This window comes from Lysinibacillus sp. DFXJR4, assembly GCF_057196045.1.
This window is the reverse complement of sequence record NZ_JBXUNW010000001.1, coordinates 661,302-675,430: the sequence shown is the minus strand read 5'-3', so window position 1 is coordinate 675,430 and position 14,129 is coordinate 661,302. Positions and strand designations below refer to the sequence as shown.

Genomic DNA, 14,129 nt, shown 5'->3' with positions numbered 1-14,129 from the left:
TCATAGTGCCTGTAATAGGTTTTCAATGATGCTTGACCTTTTTTGTAAAAAGACGCCATCCAACAAAAAACGTCGGATAGGCGTACTGTCTGTGTATCATTTTCCTAGGCACGAGCACGAGTAATTAAACGTATTGGCGTCCCTTCAAAATCAAATGTTTCTCGAATACGATTTTCTAAAAAACGTTCATAAGAGAAATGCATCAATTCAGGTTCATTTACAAAAATCACAAACGTTGGTGGCTGTATCGCAACCTGTGTTGCATAGTAAATACGTAATCGACGACCTTTATCAGTCGGCGCTGGATTACGTGCCACAGCATCTTCAATTACTTCGTTTAAAATGGATGATTGAATGCGCATTGAATGATTTTCGCTTACACGCTGAATAATCGGTAAAATTTGATGTACCCGTTGTTTGGTATTTGCTGATACAAAAATAATCGGTGCATAGTCTAAGAATAAGAAATGCTCTCGAATTTGTTGTGTAAAGACGTTCATTGTTTTCTCATCTTTTTCAATCGCGTCCCATTTATTCACAACAATGACAACAGCTTTCCCTGCCTCATGTGCATAGCCAGCAATTTTTTTGTCCTGCTCTTGAATACCCTCTTCAGCGTTTAGCACAACTAGCACAACATCGGAGCGTTCAATGGCACGTAGGGCACGCAACACTGAATATTTCTCAGTCGTTTCATAGACCTTCCCCTTTTTACGCATACCTGCTGTATCAATAATGACATATTCTTGTCCATCGTACTCATATGGAGTATCAATTGCATCGCGCGTTGTACCAGCAATATTACTAACAATAACACGTTCCTGTCCTAAAAATGCATTCACTAACGAGGATTTCCCTACATTAGGACGACCAATAAGCGAGAATTTAATAACATCATCCCCATATTGCTCTTCATCCTCTTTTGGGAAATGTTTAGCACATTCATCTAATAAATCCCCTAAGCCTAAGCCATGAGAGCCTGAAATCGGCCAAGGCTCACCAAAGCCAAGTGCATAGAAATCATAGATCATCTCGCGCATATCCGGATTATCGATTTTATTCACTGCTAAAACGACTGGTTTCTTTGTTTTGTATAAAATTTTAGCCACTTGTTCGTCTGCAGCTGTTACACCCTCACGACCGTTTGTCATAAAAATAATAACATCAGCTTCGTCAATCGCAATTTCAGCCTGTTGACGAATTTGCTCTAAAAACGGCTCGTCTCCTATCTCGATACCACCTGTATCAATAATATTAAAGTCATGTGTTAACCACTCTGCCGAACTATAAATACGGTCACGTGTAACCCCTGGGATATCCTCCACAATCGAAACACGTTCCCCAACGATACGATTAAAAATCGTCGACTTACCTACGTTCGGACGACCTACGATGGCTACTACTGGTTTCGTCATCTGTACTTCATCCTTCCAAACTTCTTGTCTTTCGCTATTATACACGAAAAATGCCATTATATCATATCATATCCATTAAATAGAGCGCTATGTATCGCTATAACGTCTCGTTCGATTTATTTTACACGGGATAACTCTGTCAAATTGTAATACTTTATGAATTCTATCCATCGTTTCGAAGGTTCTATCCTGCACTTTAGGAGTTCTATCCTTTGCTTCGAGAGTTTTATCCGCTACTTTAAATCCTATCCTTCACTTTGAAGCTTCTATCCGCTACTTTCTTCGTGCTATCCTTCACTTCGAGAGTTCTATCCGCTACTTTAAATCCTATCCTTCGCCTTGAAGCTTCTATCCGCTACTTTCTTCGTGCTATCCTTCACTTCAAGAGTTCTATCCACTACCTTAAATCCTATCCTTCACTTTGAAGCTTCTATCCGCTACTTTCTTCGTGCTATCCTTCGCTTCGAGAGTTCTATCCGCTCTTTAAATTCTATCCTTCTCTTCGAAGTTTCTATCCGCTACTTTCTTCGTGCTTTCCTTCACTTCGAGAGTTTTATCCGCTACTTTTAATCCTATCCTTCACTTTGAAGCTTCTATCCGCTACTTTCTTCGTGCTATCCTTCGCTTCGAGAGTTTTATCCGCTACTTTCTGCGTTTTATCCACCACTTAAAAACTTTTCTATCAGAAATCCCATAAAAAAGCGAGGATACAACATGCATCCTCGCTCAACTCGTTTATTTAAAGTTTTTTAATTTATCACCAATGACATCACCGAAAGAGAAGCCTGTGTTTTCTTCTGGTAATTCATAGTCGATTACTTCTTCTGCCTCAGGATTTTCAAGTAAATCTTTAATGCTTAGAGCTAGGCGACCTTCCTCACCATTGACGTCAAGCACTTTTACTTGTACCTCTTGTCCTTCCTTTAAGGCTTCATGTGGTGTATTAATATGCTTATGGGCGATTTGCGAAATATGCACTAACCCTTCTACGCCCGGGAAAACCTCCACAAACGCACCAAATGATGTTAGGCGTTTTACTTTACCATCTAATACCGTTCCTTTAGCTGCACGCTCCTCGATATTCGACCAAGGGCCAGGAAGTGTTTCCTTAATGGACAGCGAAATACGCTCATTTTCTGGATCAACAGAAAGAACTTTTACCGTTACTTCTTGTCCCTCTGATAAAACCTCACTCACATCGCTTATATGCTCATGCGACACTTGTGAAATATGCACAAGGCCATCAATACCTCCAAGATCAATGAATGCTCCAAATGATGCAATTCGTTGAACTTTTCCGTTTAATACATCGCCTGCTTGAATTTCGTTAATGACTTGTTTCTTTTGCGAAGCTTTTTCTGCTTCTACCACAGCACGGTGTGATAAAATTAAACGATTTTTTTCCTTATCCAGCTCGACAATTTTAAAGCTTAGTGTCTTGCCTTTATAGCCTTCAAAATCATCGACAAAGTAGTCTTCTACAAGTGAAGCTGGTACGAAGCCACGTACACCTAAATCTACGACAAGACCACCTTTAACAATATCTTTAACTTCCGCTTCAAATACTTCTTCAGCGGCGAATTGTTGCTCAAGTGTATCCCATGCTTTTAAAGCATCTACTTTACGTTTTGATAAGACATAGTTCTCTTCTTCAACCTTTGTGATCATCAACTCTAATTCATCTCCAGCAGAGATAACATCAGACGCTTTTTCAATGTGTAAGCTTGATAATTCACTGATTGGTACGATACCATCAAACGGTGCTCCTGGAATTGAAACAGTTACCGCTTTTTCATCAACCTGCTCAGCAATACCTTTGACGATATCACCTTCGTTAAACGTTTGTTCTGCATAGTTCATTTCTTCAGACATATGTAACCCTCCTTCGCATCTTCCCTTACTATTTTATTCGATATTGAAGACAAAGACAAAAATAAATCCTTTAAATTCAAAAAATGTCTGAAATTTTAGGATTTATACCATTTTTTCTTGCGCTAATCTTAAAATAGCTTGTGCTGCATCATCAATGGACAATGATGTCGTATCTAAAAATATAGCATCCTCTGCTTGAATAAGTGGAGATGCTTCCCGTTCACTATCCATTTTGTCGCGCAGAGCAATTTCTTCCTGAAGCTTCTCAATGGAAGACGCTATCCCTCGTTTTTGATTGTCAATTAAACGGCGTCTTGCTCGCTCCTCTACTGTAGCAGACATAAAGATTTTTAATTCCGCATTTTTTAATACATGTGTAGCAATATCACGCCCATCCATTACAACACCACCATTAGCAGCCAGTTTTTGTTGCTGTGCTACTAGCAGTTCTCGAACCTTTGCATGAGCGGCTACTTGTGACACAGAGGAAGTTACCTCATTTGATCGGATTTCCGCTGAAACATTATTACCATCCAAAAAGACCAGCTGCCCTTGCGGAGATGGCTTTAATTCGATTGTGCTAGCTGCTAGCATTTCTGCTAATTTTGTTTCATCATCTAAATGTATGTTCTGTTGCATGGCTTTATACGTAACTGCACGATACATAGCACCTGTATCGATATAGGTAAATCCAAGAGTTTCTGCAACTATTTTAGCGATTGTACTTTTTCCTGCACCAGCAGGGCCATCAATCGCAATTTGAATATTTTTCATCATTTCCCCTACTTTCTATCACACCATATTGTAACATATAAAGATAAAAAAACCCTCTAACTCGCAGAGGGCTTTTCTTAATCGTGACAATTAGTACGCCACTTAAATTTCACAATGTTTGTCACTCACATTTCAAAGGTCAAAGGGATTTAATTCTTTACGACGATTGACTAGTTGACGTTCAAAACAGAAACGTACAATATGCTGCTGATCAACATCATCTGTATCAATTAACCGAATTGTTGCAATGGTTTTGTCATCTTTTTCAAAAATTCGCACAATAGTTGCTTCGGTAATGACATATTTTACATCCCCATTGGCGTATGGTAATACGATTGTGAGCTTCACCTCATCATCATCTTTGAAAGCCACTTCACCTTTTAACATAACTGCTAAACCACCAGCACTAATGTCTGTTGTTACAAGCTGATATTTATAATCCTTAAACTGTATTGCCACATCTACAGGCGTTTCCACACGTACATATTCACGACGTTGAATTTTGATAAATTCTTCTGCCTTTGGACAATGCAACATAATCATTGGTATGTTGCCAGCTTTACGCCCAATCACTTCTGTATTAAAAGCAAAGGATTGTTTGTCTTCGGTGCGAAAAGTTGCTCTAAATTCAGAGCCATCTATTAAAAATGCTGTTTTCTTTGTTACAATATTTATTGGATAATCAATATAAAGAATATTATCTTTTTGTTCTACAACTTTACAGCGGAATTTTTCAACACGCTCTGTATAAGTAGGTTCAAGTTGTAAAAGTGTACCAATTTTTATTTCCATGAGCATCTCCCCGAACAAAAATATAATTTCATTATCGCATGAGATGCTCATTTTGGCTATATGAACTGGTAGTTTTTTCTTGGATTAAGTTAAATATTCCACCTTTAAAACATTGTGATTTTCAGCATCAATGACAATCCTAAAGGTTTCAGGTGATTGACCATCTCTTACTGCAATCACTTCATAACAAAGGCGCTGTTCAAATTGGCCGTTATCTGTATAAATATTTTTTACTTCCTCCACTTTAACATCCTTGTCAAAGAAAGTTTTCCAGTCAATTGGTTTTGCCGTTTGTTGTTTAATTGTCTCTTCCTGTATATATTCCATTGCATTTGCTCCAAGCAATTCTCCAGTATCCTTCGCTAGCTTTAACTGAATACCATCTGCATAAATAATTGCTTTATCGCCAGGGTGCACACGTGCAAATGTGACATGCCATGCTTGATGGTTTTCACGAGATTCTACAAATGCCACATCATTTATACCAAGTCGTTTTAAATGTTCCTCAGCCTTGTTCATTATCTCTTCTTGTGAAAGCCTTGCTTCATCTACAGGTCGCTCAACTAAATAGGATAATAAATGTCCACCCTTTTCGGTAAGATCCACATATCCTAGACGAATACCTTGGTGGAATTGGATATGATAAAACGGATATGGTGCTGTATCACTGCTTCTCGTCACTGTAAATGTGGCATCCTTAATGATAGGGAACATATTCTTCACTTTTTCTAATGCCTCTTTTTCCGTAATAACCGAATCCTGTAATGCTTTTAGCTCGATTTTTTTCTGCCAATCGGATTCACTTAATGTCAGTGGGAAATCCTTTTCACTGTAGTCCTTTAGAGTCTTTTGAACATTATCAAATGTTGTATTTGGATTTTTTTGATCTACTTGTCTCAGCCAGACATCCATTTTACCGTTATTTTTATAAAAATCGACTGTTGCCGCTGACCATTCATCCGAGAGTGATTGTAAATTTGTAGAGATTTTCGGCATTTTTTCACGCCACGCTTGGTAATCACCCGTTTTAGCTGTTTTCTTTGCTTCATCTCCTAGACGTCCTAGGTAACTTAGCCATTGATTAGAAAGTTCATGTCCGATCGGAATATTTGATATGGACGATCGAACATCAGAGCTTAATCGCCAAACGGAATCTAATTCATTGTGAATCGCTTGGTCATTCTGAAACAGTAATGATTGTGAAACTGCTCGTTGTAAATGCGATAATTTCTCAGAAGCATCTGTTAATTTATCTGTATACTGGGCAAGCACGGTACGTTGTAAACTTGCCTTTTCACCATGTAAATGTATGCTGTAAGCACCTAAGCCAATAACGGCTGCTGTAAGTATAGCCAGCATGGTTCTCATTTATTTTCCTCCTTTCTATGAACAGAAAATGTGTTCTCCAATTTGTTTAATTTGAGGTCGTGACCAAATCCACTTACTTGTAGCTGTTTTCGGGTTAAAATAATAAAGTGCATTTTCTGAAGGGTCCCAGCCATTCATAGCATCAATGACTGCCTCTTTTGCTCGCTGGTTTGGCTCAAGCCAAATTTGTCCATCCGCCACTGCTGTAAATGCTAAAGGTTGGAATATGATACCAGAAATCGTATTTGGAAATTCAGGACTCTCCAAACGATTTAAAATAACGGCTGCTACTGCTACCTGTCCCTCATAAGGCTCTCCCCTTGCTTCACCATAAACTGCATTCGCCATTAGCTGTAAATCTCTCTCTGTATACTTTGGAGGAACTTGTGTTTTAGTCCCATTATTATTACTGCTACCACTGCTTTTACCGCCACCACCGCCACTGCTGCCAGTAGTATTCTTAACCTGCTGTTCTAGTGGTATGCCTCCATAATAGGTAAATTGATTTCCTGCATTTAATTGGGCTTTTACCCATCCTTCATCGTAATCAGAATATCCAGACAATGTTTTTTTCGTTTTAGCGCCAGCTATTCCATCTACTGGTAAGCCATATTTTTCTTGAAAATTTCGCAAAGCCCAATATGTGTTATAACCAAATTTTCCATCAATTTTACTTTTATAAAATCCTAAGTATTGTAGCCTTGCTTGCAACTCAATGACGTCATCTCCATAAGCACCACGGGTAATCTGCTGCTCAGTAAATGCTATCGCGTCATTTTGCGGAATCGTAAATATACTGATCGCTAGTACCAAGGCAAAAACTATGCTTATTAAACGCATGATTATCACTCCTTTTTTTAATAGCTTGAAACAAACGACTCAATTTATACATTTTAAAAATAGAAAAGCGCAGAAATCTTTTATTGATTTCTACGCTTTATATTTTTTTATGCATATGCAAGTGTTGCACAAGGTGATAGTGAGCGAGTTTTACTTTCCTTAGTCCAAACCACCATAAAAATAGCATAAACGGTATCATTAAATATACCCAGTAACCTTTAAATGATAAAATTGTATTATATAAAATGTGTAATACTACCGGTGCACAAAGCGCCATAGCAATCATTTCATTCGTCTTTGCAAGCTTCGAGAACTTGGCACGTCCATAATAATAGCCCATTACGACACCAAACAAGGCATGACTTGATACAGGTAATAAAGCTCGCATAAATGCTGTATCTAAACCGAATGAAAATAAATATAATATATTTTCAACCGTTGCAAAGCCAAGAGATACACTTGCACCATACAGTATGCCATCATAGGGATCATCAAATTCAACATGATTATAGATTGCAATTAAAAGCACAAACCATTTAAAAAATTCTTCAACTACACTAGAAAATATAACATCCTGTAGATAAAGATATTGAAAAACCCCTTCCTCTGTTAAGACATATTGTAAAAACAAGATAGGAAATGTTAAAAATGCACCATACAAAAACGTTTGAAGTAAGGTTTTTCTTGGCTCCGTTGCCATCTGATTGCGCAAATAGAAATAACTAAAAAGCGCTAGACCGGGAGCAATGGCAGCTGATAATAAAATGATCATGTTGCCGGCTCCTTTCAACATCAATTTCGCATTGACATAATTGTGTTCAGTTTTAAAATTATGTTAGCATAATTTAATAAAGCATGACATCCTTTTAAGGCTTTGGGACAGCACATTAACGCTGATATAGGATGTTAATCTTTATATGTCTGTAAATACCTTTTATTGAGAAAATATATTTATAAATCTAAGATGAAAAATACCTACGACATTAACCTTTCATTTTCGACAAAAAAATAGCTTTTAACTAAAGTTAAACTGCTATTATTATACCATGTAATGACAAAATTTTTTAAAAGGAGCTATTATTTTTATGAAAAAAACAATTTTATTAATTCATACAGGTGGCACAATTTCTATGGCTATGAGTGACGAAGGTGCTGTTATGCCAAATAAGGAAAATCCTCTTATGCAAGAAAGTAGCAAGCTCGACTCATTAGCAACTATTATTGAAATGGAAGCCTTTAACCTTCCATCACCACATATCACGCCAAAAGAAATGCTAATGTTACGCAATCTAATAATTGATAAAGTTTCAGAGGAAAAAATTGATGGCGTTGTTATCACACATGGAACAGATACATTAGAGGAAACAGCTTATTTTTTAGAGCTAACAACGGATTTATCAATTCCTATTGTTTTAACGGGTGCAATGCGTTCCTCCAATGAACTTGGAGCAGATGGTATATATAATTTAATGGAGGCAGTTCGTGTTGCAGTAGATGAAGAAGCGCGTGAAAAAGGTGTGCTTGTTGTCATGAATGACGAGGTCCATCTTGCTGTCAATACAACAAAGACAAGCACTAGTTCAGTCAACACCTTCCAATCTCCTCAATATGGACCCATCGGACTTATTACAAAATCAAGAATATTATTTCACCACGCTCCTATCCGCCGGCAATATGTTGACATAAAAGAATTATCAAAACGAGTGGCCATGCTGAAAGTCTATGCAGGCATGGAAGTCGATTTACTTGATGTTGTCCTCGCATGTAAATACGATGGCGTAGTATTAGAAGGACTTGGACAGGGCAATGTACCCCCAACCGTTGTAAAAGGAATTGAGAGTTTAATAGAACGTGGTATTCCTGTTGTACTCGTTTCCCGTTGTTTTAACGGTATTGCAGAAGGTGTCTATGGCTATGTAGGCGGCGGCAAAATGCTGGAAGACCTAGGTGCAATATTTGCCACTGGTATTAATGGCCAAAAGGCACGATTAAAATTATTAATAGGGCTCAATAAATCAGGTACTCCACTCCATTTAAAGGATTTTTTCATGTAAAACAATATATTCCCTTCTCCTAGCATCTTATGCTTCAACAATCTGTTGATAGTAGCACAAAATCTCTTGGAGACGAACAATAGCTTGTTCAAAATCTGGTTGTATTACTGATAGCTGAATGAAATTATTTTCACGTAAATAACGGCTGTCTCCATGGACAAATAGTTGATTTAATGTTAAATCCGTATGTAATTGAGACAGAGCCTTTGGACATTTTAACGTGATGAGCATCGGATAATAGGTTGTTAATAGTTTATAGTGCATGAACGGTAGCTGCAGTAGAGTATCAAAGCGCTGCTGTAGCAGTTCATAGCGGGCTGGATATGCCTGAAGTGCCACCTCTACATTTCTAACCAGGCTCGCAGGTAATGTGAATGGAATGGCTCCTTGCTGATAGTTCGCTAAATCCATATAAGCTGGTATTGAAGTTGATGGTTTCGCAAGCTTTTGTGAAAAGACAAATGCTAGACCGCTTAATGCACCTATTGCCTTACCACTCACAGCTGTTGCTAGATAACAATCCTTTAAAGAGAATGGCAATGCGCCAAAAGTACTAATACAATCAACGCAGAGCTTCATATTGTTGTGTTTTGTTAGCTGCACAAGCTGCTCTAAGTTATTACAAGTGCCTGTTGAGGTTTCACCATGCACAGCAAGCAACCACTGATAACTTCCCTTTTGTAGCATTGTATCTATACTCACAAAATCAAAAGCTTGCCCCCATCTCTGCTCTACAACATTAAAATCCAATGCCCAACGCTCTGCCTGCTTACGTAAACGTTCCCCAAATTCTCCATTTGTTAAAATAATGCCTTGTCCTAATTGCTGTGCCTTTATTTGCCCAAGCATTACTTCATTTGCTAACGTACCAGTCCCAACAACAAGGGCAACATGGTGAGCCTCCGATAGTTGTAGTAGCTTAGAAGTCACACGTCCATAAAGTGATCCAAATGTAGCAGTACGATGGGATAAATCTGAATATTCTATCGACACCCTCTGCTTTACTGGACCTGGATAAAATGTATGACCTCCCGTTACAAGTCTATGCTGGAAGGACTGTTCAAATTGCTGTCTAGTTAATAACATTGGCAAAAACATAGCATCCTTCGTACCGATAGCAGGGGCAAATTGCTTGAATCCTATTTGCTTATAAAGCTTCTCTTCACGAGTTGTACCAGAAATGACAGCTGCCGTATACCCCTTTTCATAGGCAAAGGCATTCAACGCTTGTGATAATCTTAAAAGAACTCGCCCTGTTCGATAAGCCTTCTTTACAGCAAGTAAACGAATTTCGCAAAGCTTGGCACATTGTTCTTGTGATAAATATTGTTCCACCTTTCCAATCTTTTCATCAATGGAAAATGGTCGCTGATCTCGAAAGGCTATCATTCCAATTAATTCAATTCCTTTATAAACAACGAGATATGTATTTTCCTGATGAAAGCGATCGATCTTCTTTTTTGTAGGATTAGGCTTATGCTGCGGAATTTCCTCCACAAAGGTTTCATAATTCAAACGAGCAATCGCTTCAAACTCTTTATCAGTTTGCGCTATTTTGCACCAGTACATCTTGTCACTTCCTTTTTTCTAATGTTTCCTTGATATTTGGCATATGCTTGATTAGCATACAAAGCATTGCTATGAGTATCGGTATGTATAGCTGAAAATTTCCTGTTTGGATAAGAGCCACACTATATAAAACAAAGCCACCAACCATACCTAGAGTAAGACTTCTAGTAAGACCAAACACAAGTGCGCTTCCTAAGATCATCCAAAAAAATAGACCTGTTGAAAGGGCAAGTCCAACTCCAATAAATGTAGCTACGCCTTTTCCACCGTTAAATTTCAACCAAACAGGGAATAAATGACCAAAAATAACACAGGTAGCTCCCACATTTATAACCCACTCTTCAAGGTGCCATATACGTCCCAAAAGAACGACTGCTACACCCTTCAGTGAGTCGCCAAAAAATGTCCAAACGAATGCAGCTTTGCCAATTACACTCCCTGCATTACGGGCTCCCAAGTTTTTACTTCTTTCATCTTGAAGGTTAACCCCATATGCTTTTCCAACGAAAAAAGCCGTCATAAAGTTTCCTATTATATAACTTAAGAGCCAGTACACCCCACTCAAATGCGCACCCTCCATTCATTTTTCACGTTGCTTTCACCTTCATTTACTTAAAAAAAGCTGTATAAGCCACATGCCTATACAGCTTTCATTTATTTTGTTCTTTTAGCAATAGTTTGTGCAATACTATCGCCATGGAAGCGGCCATTCTCGATAAAGATCTCATTGGCATTATTTCCTGCTGCAATCACACCAGCAATAAACAAACCCTCTATATTCGTCTCCATCGTCTCTGGTGTAATAAACGGACGCCCCGTTTCATCATCAATAGTTACACCCATAGCACGAATAAACGAATGATCTGGATGATAGCCAGTCATTGCAAATACAAAATCATTTTGTAAAACTTCTTCTTGTCCATCTATCTCTAAAACCACCTCATGCTCACGAATTTCTAGCACATTTGTATTGAAGTGCATCTTCACTTCTCCATTTCGTACTACCCCATCAAATTCTGGTAATACCCATGGTTTGATGCTAGGTGAATACTCATTGCCACGATAAGCTACCGTCACTCGAGCACCAGCTTTATTTAGCTCAAGCGCTGCATCCACCGCTGAATTTTTTCCGCCTATCACTAATACATCTGTATCAAAAAATTCATGTCCTTCTTTAAAATAATGGAAGACTTTCGGTAATTGTTCTCCCTTTATCTTTAAATAATTAGGATGGTCATAATAGCCAGTTGCTATCACGACATAGGGCGTTTCATATACTTCTTTATCTGTTGTTACTGTAAATAAAGCATCATTTTTCTTCACGCTATTTACTTTTTCAAAGCGATTTACCTGAATATTTTTCAAACGCACAACTTCTCGATAATACACAAGTGCTTGATTTCGTTTTGGCTTGCGTCCTTCAATAATAAAAGGTACATCTCCGATAGCTAGACGTTCACTTGTACTAAAAAAAGTTTGATGTGTAGGATAATTGTAAATCGAATTTACAATATTCCCCTTTTCAATCACAATTGGCTGTAATCCAATATTTTGCAAAGCTATTGCTGCTGCTAAACCACATGGGCCGCCTCCAACAATTATGGCATCTGCTTGCTGCATTTCTTGACACTCCTATCAAATTCGATTAGCGAAAGGTGCTAATCCTCTCTTTTACATAATAAAAATTAGATCCATTCTCATTATACGCCTTCTATCAGAATTTGGTTGTTTATTTACCCGAAATTTCAATGTCAATAATATGACACTGCGGTTTTGCACCAAGTCTTAAGGGTAATAATGTTGTCCCATAGCCATTACTTACTAACGTCATGACACCTTCTCGCTCTCGATAAGAGCCATTTGGATGGGCACCATAAGGGCCAATTCTAATTTGCCCACCATGTAAATGTCCTCCAATCATTAAATCCGCTCTAAATTTTGCTCGTACTCTCGCAAAAACACCAGGATTATGAGAAATAAATACAACTAAATCATTCTCATCAACTTTTTCAAATGCTTTATCAAAGCTATATTTTTTTGTAGATGTGTCTTCAATCGCACTTAACCAAAAACGATTTTTTTTCGGTAAGAGAACAGCATCATTCGCAATAATTTGAACACCATGCTCCTGTAATATATCACGTAGCCGTTGCTCACCTACTTCTCTATCATTATTTCCCCAGACAAAATAAGTCGGTCCTAAAGGGGTTAGTAATTTTAGATTATCATGAATCCGTTTAATCGGTGTACGTCCATCAGCAAAATCTCCACCAATTATTACCGCATCAAACTGGTCATCTAATTGTTCAATCATACGGCGATTAATTTTGCGTAAATGTGTATCCGAAATAAAAAATAGTCGAATTTTTTCCTGTTTACCCTTTAATGGTAATTGATGATGTAAGACATTGTTTTCATGTGCTACCTTCAACATATAGAGCAGGAACACGATGACTATTAAAATCAATAATCCAATATAAATCATTCTCTCACATCTCCTTACGAAAGCAAAAAGACGATTCGTTTATATGAAGAATCGCCTTTTTACTAAATCAGACGAACGCATCAACCTTTTTGTTGTTAACGTTTGTCCATTATTTTATACTAGAAAAACTTCATTGCCAAAGAATGACACCCATTTTTCTTATGGTAATTTAATTACTTGCCCAACCATTACTGTATTCGAAGACATGCCATTTGCTGCACGAATTTTTGCAAGCGTAGCTTCACTTCCATCACCGTAATGATTCAAGGCAATACGATATAAATTTTCATTTTCCTTCACTGTATGGGTACTTGCTTTTGCAGCATTTTTTGCCTCTTCAGCCTTACGTGCTTGTTCCGCCTTTTTTGCCTCTTCCGCTTTTCTTGCTGCCTCTGCTTGCTGTTGTGCTAGTTTAGCTTGCTCAGCTTTTTTAGCTTCCTCGGCCTTTCTAGTTTCTTCAGCCTTTCTAGCTTCCTCAGCCTTCTTTGCTTCCTGAGCAGCCTTTTGTTCCGCCGCTAATTTTTCAGCGTCCTTTTTAGATTGATCCTCCGCTTCCTTTTTCGCTTTATCATCTTCTTTTTTATTGCCAGTCGACCCAGTGGCATCCGTTTTATTTCCTGATTTATCAATTTCTAAAACTTGTTCAGAAGTATTTTTTTCAGCCTCTTCAATCGATTTACCTGGTTCGTAAAATTTTAAAAAATAGATTAAAATTGAAAATGGAATTAAGATAAAGATTACAAAGAGAATCGTCATTAAAGGCATTTTCCGTTTTGTCTTTTTTGGCTTTTTATTAGGACTTCCATTTTTATTCATTCTTGAAACTCTTGATAAATTTTGCTGATCCTTTTGCTCATCTTCAAATGATTGTCGATGCTCTTCAATTTTATCGCGGTAATCTTCTTTACTCATTCGACTTTCCCCCAACCTTACTACGCTTTCTATCATTCTATTATGACG

General features: G+C 37.8%; 13 protein-coding genes. 1 reads left to right on the top strand and 12 read right to left on the bottom strand.

Annotated features, from left to right (window positions below):
* Positions 1-104 precede the first annotated feature (104 nt).
* The 7 genes from der to prsW all read right to left on the bottom strand — a co-directional run bounded on the left by der (position 105) and on the right by prsW (position 7,833).
* Positions 105-1,415: a ribosome biogenesis GTPase Der gene (gene der, locus AC2CGN_RS03415; protein WP_429984817.1), complete on the bottom strand. Its 1,311-nt coding sequence runs from the start codon at positions 1,413-1,415 to the stop codon at positions 105-107.
* 735 nt (positions 1,416-2,150) lie between these two features.
* Positions 2,151-3,287, bottom strand: a complete 1,137-nt coding sequence (gene rpsA / locus AC2CGN_RS03410; protein WP_484512162.1) for a 30S ribosomal protein S1 — start codon at positions 3,285-3,287, stop codon at positions 2,151-2,153.
* 102 nt (positions 3,288-3,389) lie between these two features.
* Positions 3,390-4,064, bottom strand: coding sequence for a (d)CMP kinase (gene cmk / locus AC2CGN_RS03405; protein WP_286923991.1), 675 nt, complete (start codon positions 4,062-4,064; stop codon positions 3,390-3,392).
* Between the two features lie 129 nt (positions 4,065-4,193).
* Positions 4,194-4,853, bottom strand: a complete 660-nt coding sequence (locus AC2CGN_RS03400; protein WP_484512160.1) for a flagellar brake protein — start codon at positions 4,851-4,853, stop codon at positions 4,194-4,196.
* Between the two features lie 84 nt (positions 4,854-4,937).
* A complete protein-coding gene (locus AC2CGN_RS03395) occupies positions 4,938-6,221 on the bottom strand; it encodes a PepSY1/2 domain-containing protein (RefSeq protein ID WP_286923993.1) in 1,284 nt (427 codons plus the stop codon).
* A 15-nt stretch (positions 6,222-6,236) separates the two neighbouring features.
* Complete coding sequence (sleB, locus tag AC2CGN_RS03390) at positions 6,237-7,061, bottom strand: spore cortex-lytic enzyme (RefSeq protein WP_286923994.1); 825 nt, start codon at positions 7,059-7,061, stop codon at positions 6,237-6,239.
* 97 nt (positions 7,062-7,158) lie between these two features.
* Complete coding sequence (prsW, locus tag AC2CGN_RS03385; RefSeq protein ID WP_283871515.1) at positions 7,159-7,833, bottom strand: glutamic-type intramembrane protease PrsW; 675 nt, start codon at positions 7,831-7,833, stop codon at positions 7,159-7,161.
* 313 nt (positions 7,834-8,146) lie between these two features.
* Here prsW and AC2CGN_RS03380 point away from each other — a divergent pair, with 313 nt between their 5' ends.
* Positions 8,147-9,115, top strand: a complete 969-nt coding sequence (locus AC2CGN_RS03380) for an asparaginase (RefSeq protein ID WP_286923995.1) — start codon at positions 8,147-8,149, stop codon at positions 9,113-9,115.
* 27 nt (positions 9,116-9,142) lie between these two features.
* Here AC2CGN_RS03380 and AC2CGN_RS03375 read toward each other — a convergent pair whose 3' ends face one another.
* The 5 genes from AC2CGN_RS03375 to AC2CGN_RS03355 form a co-directional block, all read right to left on the bottom strand.
* Complete coding sequence (locus AC2CGN_RS03375; protein ID WP_484512156.1) at positions 9,143-10,684, bottom strand: aminotransferase class V-fold PLP-dependent enzyme; 1,542 nt, start codon at positions 10,682-10,684, stop codon at positions 9,143-9,145.
* A gap of 4 nt (positions 10,685-10,688) precedes the next feature.
* The gene (locus AC2CGN_RS03370) at positions 10,689-11,264 is read right to left on the bottom strand and encodes a glycerol-3-phosphate acyltransferase (protein ID WP_484512154.1); all 576 of its coding nucleotides are present in this window, start codon (positions 11,262-11,264) and stop codon (positions 10,689-10,691) included.
* 74 nt (positions 11,265-11,338) lie between these two features.
* Positions 11,339-12,304: a YpdA family putative bacillithiol disulfide reductase gene (locus tag AC2CGN_RS03365; RefSeq protein WP_484512152.1), complete on the bottom strand. Its 966-nt coding sequence runs from the start codon at positions 12,302-12,304 to the stop codon at positions 11,339-11,341.
* Between the two features lie 109 nt (positions 12,305-12,413).
* Entirely contained in the window at positions 12,414-13,169 is a 756-nt protein-coding gene (locus AC2CGN_RS03360) for a metallophosphoesterase (RefSeq protein ID WP_484512150.1), read from the bottom strand.
* Between the two features lie 159 nt (positions 13,170-13,328).
* The gene (locus AC2CGN_RS03355) at positions 13,329-14,081 is read right to left on the bottom strand and encodes a LysM peptidoglycan-binding domain-containing protein (RefSeq protein WP_484512148.1); all 753 of its coding nucleotides are present in this window, start codon (positions 14,079-14,081) and stop codon (positions 13,329-13,331) included.
* Positions 14,082-14,129 lie beyond the last annotated feature (48 nt).